Origin of the sequence: Bradyrhizobium sp. Pha-3 (genome assembly GCF_042258325.1) — a bacterium.
GTDB lineage: Bacteria > Pseudomonadota > Alphaproteobacteria > Rhizobiales > Xanthobacteraceae > Bradyrhizobium > Bradyrhizobium elkanii.
This window is the reverse complement of sequence record NZ_CP170151.1, coordinates 7557438-7572776: the sequence shown is the minus strand read 5'-3', so window position 1 is coordinate 7572776 and position 15339 is coordinate 7557438. Positions and strand designations below refer to the sequence as shown.

The following is a 15339-nucleotide window of genomic DNA, read 5'->3' as shown; positions in this document are numbered from 1 at the left end:
GGTGTCAGTGGGCGACGGATGACGGGATCGCGCCCGTCAATTCCGTCTCGCGCGGCTTGACGCGCATGGTGGCGGCGATGGCGGAGGCGACGAGCAGGAAGCCGGCGATCCCGACCAGTGCCCAGGAGAAGCTTCCGGTGGAGTCCTTGATCAGGCCGATGCACCACGGCCCGATCAGGCCGCCGAACTGCGCCAGCGTGTTGACCAGCGCGATCGAGGCGGCACCGGCCGCGCCGGTCAGCAGCGAGGCGTTGATGCTCCAGAACAGCGGATTGCCGGCATTGAGGCTGAAGCCGACGATGCAGAGGAACACGAAGGCCAGCACCGGGCTCGCGACATAGGCGCTGCCGAGCATCGCAACGGCGGCCAGCAGATAGACCGCCGCGAGATGAAACTTGCGATCGCCGGTCTTGTCCGAGCTGCGGCTGACCACGATGGTGCCGATGACGCCGAGCAGCGGCGGGATCGCCGAGAGGAAGCCGACCTGGATGTTGCTGAGATTGCCCATGCCCTTGATGATCTGCGGCAGCCACAGCAAGAGGCCGTAGATCCCGACCAATGCGCAGCCGAACAGCGCCGCCAGCAGCCAGACCCGGATATCGAGGACGCATTCGATCAACCTGTGCTGCCCCTGTTGTTCGATCTCGGCCCGCTCGGCGGCGAGTTCGCCTTCCAGCCAGGCCGCCTGTTCTTTGGTGAGCCAGCTCGCCTTGGCCGGGCGGTCGGTGAGATAATAGAGCGTGAACAGGCCGAGCAGAATGGTCGGCACGCCCTCGGCGAGGAACATCCATTGCCAGCCGTGGAGACCGCCATCGAACCAGGTCATGATGCTGGTCGAGATCGGCCCGCCCAAAACCGCCGAGAACGAGCCGGCGATGATGTATCCCGCCACCGCGCGGGCGCGATAGCGCGCCGGGAACCAGTAGGTGAGGTAAAGCACCACGCCGGGCATGAAGCCGGCTTCCGCGACGCCGAGGCCGAACCGCATGACGTAGAGGCTGAGCGGATTCCAGACAAAGGCTGTCAGCGCGGCGACGAGACCCCAGGTGATCAGGATCCGCGCCAGCCAGATCCGCGCCCCGAGCAAGTGCAGCATCAGGTTGCTCGGCACCTCGAGCACCATGTAGCCGAGGAAGAAGATGCTGGCCGCGAAGCCGAAGATCGCGGGGCTAAGGCCGAGGTCCTTGTTCATCGTCAGCCCGGCATAGCCGAGATTGATGCGGTCGAGATAGTTGAAGAACATCATCACGAACAGGATCGGGATCAGCCGCCAATAGACGCGGCGGATGGTCTGCTGTTCGAGTTCAGTGACGGACGCACCAGTCATTGCAATCCTCCCGTTCATTGTGATGGCGTTCATTGGGTCGCGACGCCATTTCGGATGTTGTTGGGGTGTCCGGCCTCTCGTTCGGCAGGCAGCCGTTCGGCGCCGTCCGAAGCTGCGCCTGTCGCCATTGTTCTGAGGTCGATGCCCTGCTGCTCGGGCAGCAGCAATGCCGCGCAGAAGGCAGCGGTGTAGCCACAGATGGCGCAGATCGCCATTGCGTCGCCGAGATGCATCCGCGTCGAGAGAATGCCGACGGTCGCCGGCACGATCGAGCCGAGGCCGCGTCCTGCGCTCAGCGCAAAACCGGCGCCGTTGGCGCGGATGCTGGTCGGAAACAGCTCGGCAAAGGTCGGCATCAGGCCGGAGGCGAGGCCGGCCTGCAGCGCGCCGAGGAAGAATCCGAGGATGATGGTGATGCCCTGGCCGATCGGCGCCTGGGTGTAGACGACGACATTCAGTGCCTGGCAGACCAGGAACAGCATGAAACCCTTGCGGCGGCCGATGCGGTCGGCGATCAGGCCGAAGGCGATCGGTCCGACGAACGATCCGAAGATGTTGACGGCGAGATAGCCGGCAGTGTGCGTGACCGGCAGATGCAGCCCGGTTTGCAGATAGGTCGGCAGCCAGGTGATCATCACATAGGCTGCGCCGAGCGTGCCGGTGGTGAAGAAGGTCGCGACCAGCGTCTTGAACAGGTGCTCGCCGGTGAAGATGGTCCAGAAGCTGTGCGTCGGCGAGGCGGCGCGCTGTGCCTTCTCCTCGACGAAGATCGCGGATTCCGGCACGAAGCGGCGGACGAAGAATACCAGCAGCGCGGGGAGGATTCCGATCGCGAAGAACACGCGCCAGGCCATGTCCTGCGACAGCCAGCCGAAGATGACGGGAAACAGCGCCACCGACAGCGCATTGCCGACAGCGTATCCGCTCTGGATCGCGGCGGCGACGCGGCCGCGCATGCCGGCCGAAACCACTTCGGCGACCAGCACGGCACCGACCGCGGCCTCGCCGCCATAGCCCATGCCCTGGACGGCGCGTGCGACCAAGAGATACCAGAAGCCGTCGGCAAAGGCGGCGGCAAAGGTCGAGACCGCGACCAAGAGGATGGTGAATTGCAGCACGCGCACCCGGCCGAACCGGTCCGCGGCAATTCCGGCGACCCAGCCGCCCAGCGCGGTGCCGATCAACGAGCTGGAAGCCAGAATGCCGGCGTCAGGCCGCGACAGGCTCAGCGTTGCGATCAGCGCCGGCGTGACCAGCGCGTAGATCGTCGTGTCCATCGAATCGAGCGCAAGGCCGCCGAAGGCGGCGAAGAAGGTCTTGCGTTCGACGGCGGACAGCTTGGACAGCCACCCCAGATTCATGTTCGTTTCCTCTTGATGTCGCGACCTCTTGCCGGGCCGTTTCCGTGAGACTTAAGGCGGGTCCAGCGCGGCCGGATTGACGACGTTGGCGCGATCGATGTCGCGTTGCGTGAGGACCGCGACGATGTTGCGCGCGGCCTCGACGCCGGTCCGCGTGATCGATGCGCCGGTTTGGGCTGCGATATGCGGCGTCACGATCAGGTTCGGCGCCTGCAGGATCGGCCTGTCCTTCGCCGGCGGCTCCTCCGCCAGCGTGTCGAGGCCGGCGCCGGCGAGATGGCCGCTTCGCAGCGCCGCGCACAGCGCGTCCTCGTCGACCAGCGAGCCGCGCGCGGTGTTGATCAGGAGGGAGCCAGGCTTCATGGCGTCAAGCCGCCCGGCATCGATCATGCCGCGCGTCGCATCGGTCAGCGGTGCGTGCAGGCTGACGATGTCGGAGACTGCGAGCAGCTCGGCGAGATCGGCGGCTTCGCGCGCCAGCGCCGGATCGACGCGGCCCTTGCTCCGGCCGAGCGCGACGACGCTCATGCCGAGCGCGGCCGCCGCGCGCGCGACATGCCGGGCGATGCGGCCGAAGCCGACCAGGCCGATTGTGCGGCCGCGGATTTCGCGGCCGCGATAGGTGGCGCGGTCCCAGGCGCCGGAATGGGTTCGCGCGTTCAGGCTGACGACGTCGCGCCCGAGCGCGAGGATCAATGCGATGGTGTGCTCGGCAACCGCAGGCGCATTCGCGTCGCCCGCGACCATCACCAGTACGCGCCTGGCTGTCGCGGCATCGATATCGACGCTGTCGACGCCGGCGCCGTGCTTTGCGATCACGCGCAGATGCGGATTGCCGGCGATGACGGCGGCGGAGAATACCGGATTGCCGCGCATCAGGATCGCCTGCGTCGGCGCCCGCGCCATCTCGTGCGTGAGACGTTTGGGCGTGACGGCATCGCGCATCAGCACGACATCTGCACCGATCTCGCTGAGGACATTGACGGCGGCCGGCGCGAGGCTGTCGCCGGTGACCAGAACGCGAAACGGGGCGGTCATCTTCTATCGTCCGCTGCGATATTGCATGGCTGACCCGCCGCGCGCGCCGCGCCATTCTGCCTGAACCTGACGCATTTCACGCGCTTCTCCCTTCTTCTCCCTTGGAGGACAGGTGATTTCGCGCGAAGATCGGGAAACGGCCCCGTGAGGTCAAATACCTTGTTGACCCCCGACTTATAGGGAATCGGAATAAGCGATGGATTACAGGCAGCTTCGTTACTTCATCGCGGTGGCCGAAGAGCTCAGCTTCAGCCGCGCAGCGAAACGCTTGCATGTCAGCCAGCCGCCGCTGAGCACGCAGATCAAGGCGATGGAGGAAGAACTCGGCACGCGCCTGTTGGCGCGGACACGGCGCGCGGTGGAACTGACGCAAGCCGGACAATTGCTGCTGGAACATGCGCGGCGCGCGGTCAGCGAGCTTGATCTAGCGTCGGAGACGGTGCGCCGTGCGGCGCGCGGCGAGGCCGGCATGATCCGCGTCGGCTTTACCGGCTCGGTCCCGATGCTCGACATGTTCGCCGAACTGTTCCGCAGCTTTCGCGCCAGCTATCCGCGGGTGAAGATCGAGCTCCGGCACATGTCGACGGCAACGCAGCTGCGCGCGCTTGCCGACGCCGAACTCGATGTCGCGATCATGCGCCCGCCGCTCGATTTCAGGCCGGCGGCCGATCTGCAGGTCCATGTGGTCTGGCGCGACCGGCTGATGGTGTTTTTGCCGCTGGATCATCCGCTGGCCGGCGCGAAGGGTGCGCTTGAGATGGCCGACCTTGCCGAGCACGAATTCGTCGGCATGGCCGAGAGCGGCTGCGGTGTCGGCGATCAGGCCGCGATGCTGTGCCGGCGGGCGGGCTTTGCCCCGCGCGTGGTGCAGGAGGCGCATGAGCTGCGCACCGTGCTCAGCCTCGTTGCGGCCGGGATCGGGCTTTCGATCCTGCCGTCGTGCTACCAGCAGGCCGGCGTGATGAATGTGGTGGCGAAGCCGCTGGACACGCCGGATGCGGAAAGCCGCATGCTGGTGGCGATGCGCTCCAGCGCCTCGCTGCTGCCGCGCCGGTTCGTCGAATGCGCGCTGCAGGCGGCGTCGCGCAGCGCACCGCCGCTCATCCCCGAGGTCGCAGCAGTGAGTCGTTGATCGTGCTGCACGCCCTATACGTTCGTTGACCGTAGTCTTCCGGCATCCAGTCTGGCCTTGCTCTTGCATCGTTCAGCGTCAGGTGCTGGGGCGCGGTTGTGCCGTGTTCTCGCCCGCGACGGTCATGTCGCGGGCGAACAATGCGTGACGCGCGCCCGCAGCTGGATCAAAGTCTGCGGAGACGAGACGACATGCACGTCATCACACGTGCGGCACTGCTGCTTGGGACGATTTGCCTCGCATCACCGGCCTTGGCGCGCGACGACGGCCGCTACGCCAATTCACCGCTAAAGCCCTGGTTCGAGAGCCTGCGCAGCGGCTACGGGCAATGCTGCTCGGATGCCGACGGCTATGTGGTCGCCGATCCCGACTGGGAGTCGGATCACGGCCACTATCGCGTGCTCATCGACAATGAATGGGTTGTCGTGCCGAACGAGGCCGTGATCACCGAGCCGAACAAGGTCGGGCGCACCATGGTGTGGAAGCACTATATCGACGGCCACCCGCGCGTGCGCTGCTTCATGCCGGGCAGCATGACCTGAGGCGCATCGTCCGGCTGCAACTCAGGCCGGCGGAACGAAGACCCGGTTCGGGAACGCCTGCTCGACGACGTCGAGAAACGCGCGAACCTTTGCACCGACCAGCCGTCGCGAGCTCTGCAGCGCCCAGATCTCGACCGGAGGTCTGGTATCCGTTCCCCAGTAGGCAAGCCGGCCCGCGGCAATGTCGTCGTCGACCAGCAGCTTGGGCAGCAGGGCCGCGCCGGCGCCTGCGAGCACCGACTCGCGCATCATCAGCATCGATGAGAGACGCAGCATTGGCCGCGGCCTGAGCGTAATCTCTTCGCGTTCATGTCGGATGCGCCAGACCGTGTCCGGTGGCGTCGGCGACATCACAACGGCATCGACGGAGACGCCATCCGGATCGCGCGCGGAGGTCGCCGGTCGTTGCCGATCGGGATGCGCCACGACCAGCAGCTCGTCATGCAGGAAGCGGCGGCCGACGAGACGTTCATCCGGTGACGGGTTGATGCGGATGACAAGGTCATAGCCGTCTTCCACCGGATCGACCAGGCGATCCTCGGCGACGATCTCGAGCTGGACGTCGGGATAGGCGTGCGCAAAGCGTGCACCGATCCGGCCGAACGCGACATGGGCGAGCAAGACCGGCGCACTGACCCGCAAGCGGCCGCGCGGCGTCGACGCGCCGAGCACCACGGCTTCGCCGGCCTCGGCGATGTCGGACAATGGACCGCTGGTGCGCTCGTGCAGCGCGCGGCCCTCATCGGTCAATCGCAGACTCTGCGAACCCCGCTCGATCAAGCGGACGCCGAGACTCTGTTCGAGTTCGGCGACACGGCGGGACAGCGTCGCCTTGGCCCGTCCGGAGGCGCGGCTGGCGCGGCCGAACCCGCCATGCGCGGCCACCAGGTTGAAATCGGTGAGCACCTGAAGGTCCATCGGTTCTGTTCCATATTCGAGACGCTATGTCCAAATAATGGCATCTCCAAAGAGAAATTGGAACAGATAGCTTCTCGGCGACGGCAGACGGTCTGCCGAAGAGAAGGAGTATTTCGACATGGCTATTCTGGTGACAGGCAGCACAGGTACCATCGGGACCCAGGTTCTGAACCATCTCGCCGGTCACGGCGTCGAGGTTCGCGCCCTGACGCGCTCGCCCGGCAAGGCTCAATTTCCGCAGCATGTGACGGCCGTTCGCGGCGATCTTGCCGACGTGGATTCGGCTCGCGCGGCGCTCATTGGCGTCAGCACGCTGTTCCTGCTGGTGCCGAACGCCGCCGACGAACTGACCCAGGCGATGCTGACGCTGACCGCTGCACGCGAGGCCGGCGTCAAGGGCATCGTCTATCTCTCGGTGTTCAAGGGCGAGGCCTATGCCGACGTGCCGCATTTCGCCGGCAAGCACACGGTCGAGCGGATGATCGAGGCGCTCGATCTTCCCGCGACCATTCTGCGTCCGGCCTATTTCATCCAGAACGATCTTCGGCTGAAGGAGCCGCTGCTGAACTTCGGCGCCTACGGCATGCCGATCGGCGCCAAGGGCATCTCGATGGTCGACATCCGCGACATCGGCGAGGCGGCCGCGATCGAGCTCCTGCGCCGCGAGCGCGCGTCCGCGCCGCTGGGCCGCGAGACTTACGCGCTGGTCGGCCCCGATGTCGTGACCGGCGCGGGCGCGGCTGCGATCTGGCGCGATGAACTTGGCCGCGCGGTCAGCTATGGCGGCGACGATCTCGCGGCGATGGAGCAGCGTTTCAAGGCGGCGATGCCGGCATGGCTCGCGCTCGACATGCGCCTGATGTTTGGCCGGTACCAGAGCGACGGCGCGGTCGCGACGGCCGACGAACTGGCACGCCTGACGAAGCTGCTCGGCCGCGCGCCGCGGGCCTATCGCGATTTCGCCCGCGACGCCGCCGCGCAGTGGCGCAAGGGCTAGCTGCGCCCGTGCGTGAGGAAGCGTGTGACCACGCCGCCAAGCGTGGCGTGGTCGAGCGGCTCTGCCAGCGAGGTCTTCGCGGTCTCGACCACGCTATCGGGCGCGAGGCCGCGGCGCAGGTCGCACAGCGCGCGGGCATAGTCGGCGGTGAATTCCGGATGCGGCTGCACCGACAGCGTCGTGCCGTTGGCATAGAGCAGGCCGGCATGCGCCGTGAACCCGGACGACAGGATGGTGCGTGCGGAGGCGGGCGGGGTGATCACCTGGTCCTGATGTGAGCAGGCAACGGCGATCGTCTCGCCGTCGATCAGCCCGTTGTCCGGCGCGATGCGATAGACATGGCGCCCGATGCCCCAGCCTTTCTCGGATTTGCGCACCGTGCCGCCGAGCGCCTGCGCGATCAGCTGATGGCCGAAGCAGACGCCGACGGTTGGAATGCGCTTGTCATGGGCCGTGCGCACGAAGGCTTCGAGCGGCGCGATCCAGCCGACATCGTCGTAGACGCCGGCGGCCGATCCCGTGATCAGGATCGCATCCAAGGCGACCGGATCCGGCAGCGTCTCGCCATTGGCGAGGCTGACGACGTCGCAGGCAACAGAGGAATCGGCGGTGGCTACCATCCGCTGAAACATCTGCGGATAGCTGCCGTGGCGCTCGCGGAATTGCGGACTGACGAGCCCGGTTTCGATGATGGTGATGCGGGGCATGGAACGCGCTGACGGATGAGCGGGGATGCCTCAGCCTTTACTCCGAAAGCACCGGCGCCGACAAGCCGCGCGCGGCGGTGGCCGATCAATTCCGCGACGGCGCCGCCGCGTCGATCGTGGCGGTGTGCTGCGCTGTCGGCGCCGGCGTCGTTGCAACGATCGCAGGCTCGGTGCGGTAGCGCGGCAGCTGATCCTCGAGCGAGTAGCCGACGCAGAGCGCGAGGCTCGACCAGACCGCCATGCTGAAATACAGCGACATCCAGGCGATCTCCTCGCGCCATTCCGCGATGTCATGGGTCACGACCCAGCGCCGGCTGACGTCGCGCAGGCCTTCCAGCGGATGCAGCAGCGTGCCGCCGGCGGCGAGGTTGGCGCGCCAGCGATTCAGATACATCGGGACGTCGACGGTCATCAGGAAGGCGAGGAAGGCGGCGATGCCGAGTATCGCAACGACGAAGGCCCAGCGCACCGGGCCATGAAACTCCGGCAGCAGCCGGCACAGCGCAATCCCGACCAGGAAGAACACCACCGCCCAGATCGAGTTCTCGATCGCATTGCAGAGATAATGCGTGGTCAGCACCGCATACCAGGAGAAGCATTCGGCGATCACGATCAGCGGCACGATGATCCAGGCGATGGTCACGGTGGTCTCGGCGCCGGTCATGGTGCCGAGTTGATGCAGGATGATCGCCCATTGCGCGGCGAAGCAGACCTCGGCGACGGTGGCAACCGTGCGGCCGACCATGACGCTCGACAGCCAGGTGTCGAACAGGCAGATGCGCTGCACGTCGGCGCGCGGCAGGACCGAGCGGAAGGCGCAGCCGAACACGTAGGCCGCGCACAGCAGCATCATCAGGCCGATGCCCGAGGTGTTGCTGAAGCTGCCATTGGCCTGTTCATTGAACTGGCGGTAGAGCGCGAACCAGATCGCGATGTTGGCGGCACTGACGAGGCTCAGGAAGCCCCACCACCGGACCACTGGATTTGACCAAGCCAGCGAAACCGGCCGCGCCCGCCACTCCATGCTCATTCACCGCTCCGCGTGTAACCGAATTGATATTGAACTGTAGCAATTCTGTCATAGAAGGCGGCGAATCACGAACTAAAAATTGCGTGTGGGAGCGAGCCGGGCAGATCCGATTGCGACAGTGCCGATTATGACAGTGCCCGATTGTGACAGTGTGCGATTGTGACAGTGCGTGGTGGTGCGTGACCGTTAGCCGCGCAGCGCGGTCTCGGGAATGGTGCGGCGAACCACCTCGCGCATCGCGAAGCTGGAATGGATGCGGGCGACGCCCGGCATCCGCGACAGATGCTGTTTGTGGATGCGCTCGAAGTCGGCGATGTCGCGGGCGATCACCTGCAGATGATAATCGTCGCTGCCCGACATCAGATGGCAGGACACGACGTCGGGGCAGCGCGCGATCGCGGCCTCGAAGGCTGCGAGATAATCCTCGCTCTGCTTCTCCAGCGTGATGGTGACGACGACGGTCGTCACGAGGCCGAGCGCTGATGGTTCGAGGTCGACGCGGTAGCCGCGGATCACGCCGATCTCCTCGAGATGGCGAATGCGCCGCGCGCAGGCGGTCGGCGACAGCCCGACCTTCTCGGCAAGCTCGATCTGGCTGGCGCGGGCATCAGCGACCAACTCGGCGAGGATTCTGAGGTCGATACGATCGAGACCGTCCACGCAGATTTCCTTCAAGGGCTGAGCTGAATGCGAAGAATATGAGCGTATTTGGCTGTGAGCAAGCCGGAAATCGCTGAGAAACGCCGTGTGACGGGGCATAGCCTTGATGCTGGCGGAAACGAATCCTTCAAGGAGCGGACCATGCGCATCGGCGTGCCCAAGGAAATCAAGGTCGAGGAATATCGGGTCGGGCTGACGCCCGCCTCGGTGCGGGAATATGCGGCGCACGGCCACGAGGTTGTGGTCCAGCGCGGCGCCGGTGACGGCATCGGTGCCGGCGACGACGTCTACATCCAGGCTGGCGCCCGGATCGCCGACACCGCCGAAGAGGTGTTCTCCGTCGCCGAGATGATCGTGAAGGTGAAAGAGCCGCAGCCGTCCGAATGGATCAGGCTGCGCGAGGGACAGATCCTCTTCACCTATCTGCATCTCGCGCCCGACGTGCCGCAGACCGCGGGGCTGATCGCTTCCGGCTGCACGGCGGTGGCCTATGAGACCGTCACGGATGCGCATGGCGGGCTGCCGCTGCTGGCGCCGATGAGCGAAGTCGCCGGCCGGCTCGCGATCGAGGCCGCGGGCGCCGCGCTGCGCAAATCCGCCGACGGCATGGGCAAGCTGCTCGGCGGCGTGCCCGGCGTTCCGCCGGCGCGGGTTGCGATCATCGGCGGCGGCGTGGTCGGCACCCATGCGGCGCGGATGGCGGCCGGCCTCGGCAGCGACGTCACCATTCTCGACCGCTCATTGCCGCGGCTGCGCGCGCTCGACGATCTCTTCCTCGGCCGCGTCCGTACGCGTTACGCCACGCTGGAAGCGATCGAGCAGGAGGTCTTTGCGGCTGATGTTGTGATCGGCGCGGTGCTGGTGCCCGGCGCCAGTGCGCCAAAGCTGGTGTCGCGCGCGCAGCTTGCAGGCATGAAACGCCGCGCGGTGCTGGTCGACGTCGCGATCGACCAGGGCGGCTGCCTCGAGACCTCGAAGCCCACCACGCATCAGGCGCCGACTTACCTCGTTGATGACATCGTGCATTACTGCGTCGCCAACATGCCGGGTGCGGTGCCGGTCACCTCGAGCGACGCGCTCAACCACGCCACGCTGCCGTTCGGCCTAGCGCTGGCCGCAAAGGGACTGCGCGCGCTGGTCGAGGATCCGCATCTGCGCGCCGGCCTCAACGTGCATCGCGGCCGCATCACCAACCGCGCTGTCGCCGAGAGCCAGCATCTGTCGGCCGTGATGCCGGAGGAAGCGCTGGCGTCGTGAGGCGAAATCCGAAAGATCTAATTGCAGCGGGTCCAACCTCCCCTTGAAAAGGGGAGGTCGCTTTGCTCGCCAGAGCAAAGTGGGTGGGGATCTGCTCTCTCCGCATAGAGCGCCGCCTGTGGCGGACCCCCATCCCGACCTTCCCCCTTCCAGGGGGAAGGAGAAGACAGACATTCAGTATCCGTAGCCCGGATGCAGCGAAGCGAAATCCGGGGCCGATCTCTCCGTGGAGGGAGACTGCCCCCGGATTTCGCTTCGCTTCATCCGGGCTACGGCGCTTCACTTGTCAGTTCTTTCAGCCGGCTCTGCATCACCTCGATGATGTGCGCGCGCTTTGCCGCGATGCGTTCGATCGGTCCGCCGATGCCGATCGCGAGCGGAGCGCGTCGCCTTGGTCGGGGAATGAGCATGCCTATCGTGTTTGCGCCCGGCGTCGTGCGGCCGCCTGACTCGGAATAGCCGCGGCGGCGAATGCGCTCGACCTCCTCGAGAAAGGCGGATTCGCGAACGCGCGCCGATTGACTCGGCTCCTCGGCATTGTTGCGGCGGATAATGCCGCGAATTTTGGTGTTCGGCATTTGGCTCAGCAGCACATGTCCGAGCGCGGTCCGCACCATCGGTCGTATTTGACCGGCTTGTGCCGTGTACTGAAGCTGAGAGCCGCCGGGGACAACGTGCAGATACTGCATCCCGGCGGCGCCGGCCTGTTGTCCGAGCATGACGGTTTCGCCGCCCGTCGCGGTCCAGAGTTCCTCCATCAGATCGGTGAGCTTGGTATCACGGAACGGGGAACGACGGATCCAGTCACCCAGCAGATTGACCCGGTAGCTCGGGATGAAAAGCCGGGTCTTTCGCTCGTATTCGAGGTAGTTCAATTCGACGAGACATCGAAGCAACACCGACGTGCTCGATTGGGGCATCTCCAACGCGGACGATATTTCAGTCACGGAAGCAGCCCGCTTTGTTTTCCGGAAGAACTCCAGAACTGCAAACGTCCGCATGGCCGATTTGACGATGGCCGTCTTATTCGGATTCGGCATGGCTGGCTCCTCGGCGGGTCAAGTACACCTCCATCACATATGTGATGTTAGGGCAAAACTGCTTCACTTGACGACAACTTTGGCCCAGATTGCCGCCAATAAGATCAAGTCGCATGGAAACGCACAGAGCAGGGGAAGGCGGATGCCCGGCCGAAGTTTGCTCGAGAAGATCTGGGATCAGCATGTCATTGCCCGTTTGAGCGAGGACACCGACCTCCTTCATATCGACCGCCATCTGCTGCACGATCTCGGCGGGTCGCGCGGCCTGCTCGATCTGAAGAGCCGGGGCCTCAAGGTCCACAATCCCGAACTGACATTCGCGACGCCGGATCACGCGCTGTCCACGGCGCCGGGCCGCGCCGGAACCAGCAAGATCGGCATGGAATTGCTGGCTGCACTGCGGGTCGAGACGGCGGCGAGCGGCATCACCCTGTTCGATGTCGATCAGCCCGGCCAGGGTATTGTCCACGTCATCGGGCCGGAACTCGGCTTGAGCCTGCCGGGCGCGACCATCGTCTGCGGCGACAGCCACACCTGCACCCATGGCGGCCTAGGGGCGCTCGCCTTCGGCATCGGATCGAGCGAGCTCACCCATGTGCTGGCGACGCAGGCGCTGATCCAGCGCCGTCCGAAGACGCTGCGCGCGCGCTTCGAGGGCAAGCTGCCGCTCGGCGTCACCGCCAAGGACATGATCCTGGCGCTGATCGGCCATATCGGCGCTGCAGGCGGCACCGGCTATGCGGTCGAATATGCCGGCAGTGCGATCCGCGCGCTGCCGATCGAGGGCCGGCTGACGATCTGCAATCTCTCGATCGAGCTCGGTGCCAAGATGGGCATGGTGGCGCCGGACGAAAAGACGTTTGAATTCCTCCGCGGCCGTCCCTATGCGCCGCAGGGCGAGATGTGGGATCTCGCGGTGAAAGCGTGGCGCGAACTGCCGAGCGATCCCGACGCGGTGTTCGACCGCGAGGTCGTGATCGACGTCGAGAAGATCATCCCGCAAGTGACCTGGGGCATCAGCCCCGAGCACGTCGTCGGCGTCGATGGCGTGATTCCCGATCCGAAGGCGGTCGACGATCCCTTGCGGCGCGCCGCGATCGAGACCGCGCTGGAGTATATGGGCCTGCAGGGCGGGGCGCCGATCGCGGGCACGCCGGTCGATTGGGTGTTCATCGGCTCCTGCACCAACAGCCGGCTCAGCGATTTGCGCGCCGCGGCCGAGGTCGCGCGCGGCCGCAAGGTCGCGGCCGGGGTCCGCGCCTGGGTGGTGCCGGGCTCGGAGAACGTCAAGCGCGAGGCGGTCGCCGAAGGGCTCGACAAGATCTTCATCGACGCCGGCTTCGAGTGGCGCGAGCCGGGCTGCTCGATGTGCCTTGCCGCCAATGGTGAGGTGGTGGCGCCCGGGCAGCGCTCGGTCTCGACCTCGAACCGCAATTTCGTCGGCCGGCAAGGGCCGCGTGCGCGGACGCATCTGGCGAGCCCCGCGAGTGCCGCGGCATCCGCCATTGCCGGCGCGATCGCCGATGTCAGGATGATGGGACGCTAGAGCATGCCAAAGCCGTTCGACAAGCTCACCGCAACCGCCGCGCCGATCATGCGCGGCAATATCGATACCGACGTCATCATCCGCATCGAGCGGCTGGTGGGCAACTCGATCCGCGGCACGCTCGGCAAATGGGCGTTCGGCTCGCTGCGCTATCTGCCCGACGGCTCGGAGAATCCGGAATTCATCCTGAACCGCGAGCCGTACCGGGATGCGGAGATTTTGGTGACCGGGCCGAATTTCGGCTGTGGCTCCTCGCGTGAGGGCGCGGTGTGGTCGCTGCAGGAGCGCGGCATCCGCGCCATCATCGGCTCCGGCTTCGGCGACATCTTCTTCGCCAACTGCTTCCAGAACGGAATCCTTCCCGTCATCGTCGACAAGGCGGTGGTCGATCAGCTTGCCGCCGAAATCGAGGCGACGCAGGGTGCGGGCAAGGTCTCGATCGACCTCGAGGCCCAGACCATCGTGTCGCCGTCGGGCGCGCGGCATTCGTTCGAGATCGATCCGCGGCGGCGCGAGGGCCTGCTGAAGGGGCTCGACGAGGTGGCGCTGACGCTGCGGCGCGACGACGAGATCCTCGCTTTCCAGGCTTCCGACCGCGCGGCGCGGCCATGGATTCATTCGACTAGGACACCCGCTTCAAGGACATCCGCATGAGCACGCAATCCAATATGGTCAAGGTCGCCGTCGTCGGCGGCGAGGGCATCGGCCCCGAGGTCACCGCGCAGTCGCGCCGCGTGCTCGACTGGTTCGCGGCGAAGCGTAGCGTGCCGATGACGCTGCGCGAGGCGCAATACGGCCTGATCCCGTATCTGGCGACCGGCAAGGTGCTGCCCGAGGATACCGCCGAGGCGATGGACGAGGCTGACGCCATCCTGTGGGGTGCGACCGGCGGGCCGGAGACCACCGAGGTGCCGGCCGCAGCGCGCAAGGCCGGCAGTCTGCTGGGCCTGCGCAGCAAGTACGATCTCTATGCCAATTTGCGGCCGATCGTGGCGAGCCCGGCACTGTCGGCGTCCGCGCCGCTGAAGCCCGAGGTGCTCGACGCTGTCGACTTCGTCATCATCCGCGAACTGACCAGCGGCATCTATTTCGGCGAGCCGCGCGGCATCGAGACGCTGCCCGACGGCCAGCGCCGCGGTTTCAACACCGAGCAATACACCACGAACCAGATCCGCCGCGTGGCGCGCTCGGCCTTCGAGCTGGCGCGGACCCGGCGCAACAAGGTCTGCTCGGTCGACAAGGCCAATGTGCTGGAGACCAGCGTGGTCTGGCGCGAGGAGGTGATCAAGCTGCACAAGGAGGAGTTCTCCGATGTCGAGCTGACCCATCTCTATGTCGACAACGCCGCGATGCAGATCGTGCGCGAGCCGCGGCAGTTCGACGTCATGGTGACCGGCAACATCTTCGGCGACATCCTGTCCGACTGCGCGGCGATGGCTTCCGGCTCGCTCGGCATGCTGCCGTCAGCCTCGCTCGGTCCTGTGGATCGCTTCGGCCGGCGCAAGGCGCTCTATGAGCCGGTGCATGGCAGCGCGCCCGATATCGCGGGCAAGGGCATCGCCAATCCGCTCGGTTCGATCCTCAGCGTCGCGATGCTGCTGCGACTGACGCTGAACCGGCCTGAGGACGCCGACCTGCTCGAGAAGGCGGTGCAGACCGCGCTCGCCTCCGGCGCGCGCACGGCCGATATCGCCGAGGCCGGGGCGAAAAAGCTGTCGACCGTGCAGATGGGCGATGCGGTGCTCGGCGCGCTCGACAAGATCTCGGCGAAGGAGCACGCGTGA

General features: G+C 66.0%; 15 protein-coding genes. 7 read left to right on the top strand and 8 right to left on the bottom strand.

Going from position 1 to position 15339, the window contains the following annotated elements; translation table 11 throughout:
* Positions 1–4: 4 nt before the first annotated feature.
* Genes ACE10X_RS36145 through ACE10X_RS36135 form a run of 3 tightly spaced genes read right to left on the bottom strand, consistent with a single transcriptional unit; the run spans position 5 to position 3726 of the window.
* The gene (locus ACE10X_RS36145; protein ID WP_375763570.1) at positions 5–1327 is read right to left on the bottom strand and encodes an MFS transporter; all 1323 of its coding nucleotides are present in this window, start codon (positions 1325–1327) and stop codon (positions 5–7) included.
* 29 nt (positions 1328–1356) lie between these two features.
* Positions 1357–2688, bottom strand: a complete 1332-nt coding sequence (locus tag ACE10X_RS36140; protein ID WP_375763569.1) for an MFS transporter — start codon at positions 2686–2688, stop codon at positions 1357–1359.
* A 51-nt stretch (positions 2689–2739) separates the two neighbouring features.
* Positions 2740–3726, bottom strand: coding sequence for an NAD(P)-dependent oxidoreductase (locus ACE10X_RS36135; protein ID WP_375763568.1), 987 nt, complete (start codon positions 3724–3726; stop codon positions 2740–2742).
* 196 nt (positions 3727–3922) lie between these two features.
* Here ACE10X_RS36135 and ACE10X_RS36130 point away from each other — a divergent pair, with 196 nt between their 5' ends.
* A complete protein-coding gene (locus tag ACE10X_RS36130) occupies positions 3923–4858 on the top strand; it encodes a LysR substrate-binding domain-containing protein (protein WP_375763567.1) in 936 nt (311 codons plus the stop codon).
* Between the two features lie 191 nt (positions 4859–5049).
* On the top strand, positions 5050–5400 hold the full coding sequence (locus tag ACE10X_RS36125; protein WP_026193281.1) for a hypothetical protein: 351 nt from the start codon (positions 5050–5052) through the stop codon (positions 5398–5400).
* Positions 5401–5421: 21 nt separating this feature from the next.
* On the opposite strand, the gene ACE10X_RS36120 is transcribed toward ACE10X_RS36125, so the two are convergent.
* Positions 5422–6318 carry a LysR family transcriptional regulator gene (locus tag ACE10X_RS36120; RefSeq protein WP_375763566.1) on the bottom strand — a complete coding sequence of 299 codons (897 nt, stop codon included), beginning with the start codon at positions 6316–6318 and terminating at the stop codon, positions 5422–5424.
* A gap of 118 nt (positions 6319–6436) precedes the next feature.
* Here ACE10X_RS36120 and ACE10X_RS36115 point away from each other — a divergent pair, with 118 nt between their 5' ends.
* Entirely contained in the window at positions 6437–7315 is an 879-nt protein-coding gene (locus tag ACE10X_RS36115; RefSeq protein ID WP_375763565.1) for an NmrA/HSCARG family protein, read from the top strand.
* Here ACE10X_RS36115 and ACE10X_RS36110 read toward each other — a convergent pair.
* The 3 genes from ACE10X_RS36110 to ACE10X_RS36100 all read right to left on the bottom strand — a co-directional run bounded on the left by ACE10X_RS36110 (position 7312) and on the right by ACE10X_RS36100 (position 9727).
* A complete protein-coding gene (locus ACE10X_RS36110; RefSeq protein ID WP_375763564.1) occupies positions 7312–8022 on the bottom strand; it encodes a type 1 glutamine amidotransferase in 711 nt (236 codons plus the stop codon). The two genes, ACE10X_RS36115 and ACE10X_RS36110, sit on opposite strands and share 4 nt — an antisense overlap.
* Before the next feature lie 85 nt (positions 8023–8107).
* Positions 8108–9046, bottom strand: coding sequence for a hypothetical protein (locus ACE10X_RS36105; protein WP_375764640.1), 939 nt, complete (start codon positions 9044–9046; stop codon positions 8108–8110).
* Positions 9047–9238: 192 nt separating this feature from the next.
* Positions 9239–9727 carry an Lrp/AsnC family transcriptional regulator gene (locus tag ACE10X_RS36100; protein WP_016847653.1) on the bottom strand — a complete coding sequence of 163 codons (489 nt, stop codon included), beginning with the start codon at positions 9725–9727 and terminating at the stop codon, positions 9239–9241.
* 126 nt (positions 9728–9853) lie between these two features.
* Here ACE10X_RS36100 and ald point away from each other — a divergent pair, with 126 nt between their 5' ends.
* Positions 9854–10969, top strand: a complete 1116-nt coding sequence (ald, locus tag ACE10X_RS36095; RefSeq protein ID WP_375763563.1) for an alanine dehydrogenase — start codon at positions 9854–9856, stop codon at positions 10967–10969.
* A gap of 269 nt (positions 10970–11238) precedes the next feature.
* Here ald and ACE10X_RS36090 read toward each other — a convergent pair whose 3' ends face one another.
* Positions 11239–12009: an IclR family transcriptional regulator gene (locus ACE10X_RS36090; protein WP_038382433.1), complete on the bottom strand. Its 771-nt coding sequence runs from the start codon at positions 12007–12009 to the stop codon at positions 11239–11241.
* A 142-nt stretch (positions 12010–12151) separates the two neighbouring features.
* Between ACE10X_RS36090 and leuC the strand changes: the two genes are divergently transcribed.
* The 3 genes from leuC to leuB are packed head-to-tail and all read left to right on the top strand — an operon-like array spanning position 12152 to position 15339.
* Positions 12152–13555: a 3-isopropylmalate dehydratase large subunit gene (gene leuC / locus ACE10X_RS36085; protein WP_038382434.1), complete on the top strand. Its 1404-nt coding sequence runs from the start codon at positions 12152–12154 to the stop codon at positions 13553–13555.
* Positions 13556–13558: 3 nt separating this feature from the next.
* Positions 13559–14209: a 3-isopropylmalate dehydratase small subunit gene (leuD, locus tag ACE10X_RS36080; RefSeq protein ID WP_375763562.1), complete on the top strand. Its 651-nt coding sequence runs from the start codon at positions 13559–13561 to the stop codon at positions 14207–14209.
* On the top strand, positions 14206–15339 hold the full coding sequence (leuB, locus tag ACE10X_RS36075; protein ID WP_375763561.1) for a 3-isopropylmalate dehydrogenase: 1134 nt from the start codon (positions 14206–14208) through the stop codon (positions 15337–15339). The genes leuD and leuB overlap by 4 nt, the downstream gene beginning before the upstream one ends.

Coding starts and splice junctions, on each gene's coding strand:
- ACE10X_RS36145 (WP_375763570.1), bottom strand. CDS start 1,327: ATGACTGGTGCGTCCGTCACTGAACTCGAACAGCAGACCATCCGCCGC.
- ACE10X_RS36140 (WP_375763569.1), bottom strand. CDS start 2,688: ATGAATCTGGGGTGGCTGTCCAAGCTGTCCGCCGTCGAACGCAAGACC.
- ACE10X_RS36135 (WP_375763568.1), bottom strand. CDS start 3,726: ATGACCGCCCCGTTTCGCGTTCTGGTCACCGGCGACAGCCTCGCGCCG.
- ACE10X_RS36130 (WP_375763567.1), top strand. CDS start 3,923: ATGGATTACAGGCAGCTTCGTTACTTCATCGCGGTGGCCGAAGAGCTC.
- ACE10X_RS36125 (WP_026193281.1), top strand. CDS start 5,050: ATGCACGTCATCACACGTGCGGCACTGCTGCTTGGGACGATTTGCCTC.
- ACE10X_RS36120 (WP_375763566.1), bottom strand. CDS start 6,318: ATGGACCTTCAGGTGCTCACCGATTTCAACCTGGTGGCCGCGCATGGC.
- ACE10X_RS36115 (WP_375763565.1), top strand. CDS start 6,437: ATGGCTATTCTGGTGACAGGCAGCACAGGTACCATCGGGACCCAGGTT.
- ACE10X_RS36110 (WP_375763564.1), bottom strand. CDS start 8,022: ATGCCCCGCATCACCATCATCGAAACCGGGCTCGTCAGTCCGCAATTC.
- ACE10X_RS36105 (WP_375764640.1), bottom strand. CDS start 9,046: ATGGAGTGGCGGGCGCGGCCGGTTTCGCTGGCTTGGTCAAATCCAGTG.
- ald (WP_375763563.1), top strand. CDS start 9,854: ATGCGCATCGGCGTGCCCAAGGAAATCAAGGTCGAGGAATATCGGGTC.
- ACE10X_RS36090 (WP_038382433.1), bottom strand. CDS start 12,009: ATGCCGAATCCGAATAAGACGGCCATCGTCAAATCGGCCATGCGGACG.
- leuC (WP_038382434.1), top strand. CDS start 12,152: ATGCCCGGCCGAAGTTTGCTCGAGAAGATCTGGGATCAGCATGTCATT.
- leuD (WP_375763562.1), top strand. CDS start 13,559: ATGCCAAAGCCGTTCGACAAGCTCACCGCAACCGCCGCGCCGATCATG.
- leuB (WP_375763561.1), top strand. CDS start 14,206: ATGAGCACGCAATCCAATATGGTCAAGGTCGCCGTCGTCGGCGGCGAG.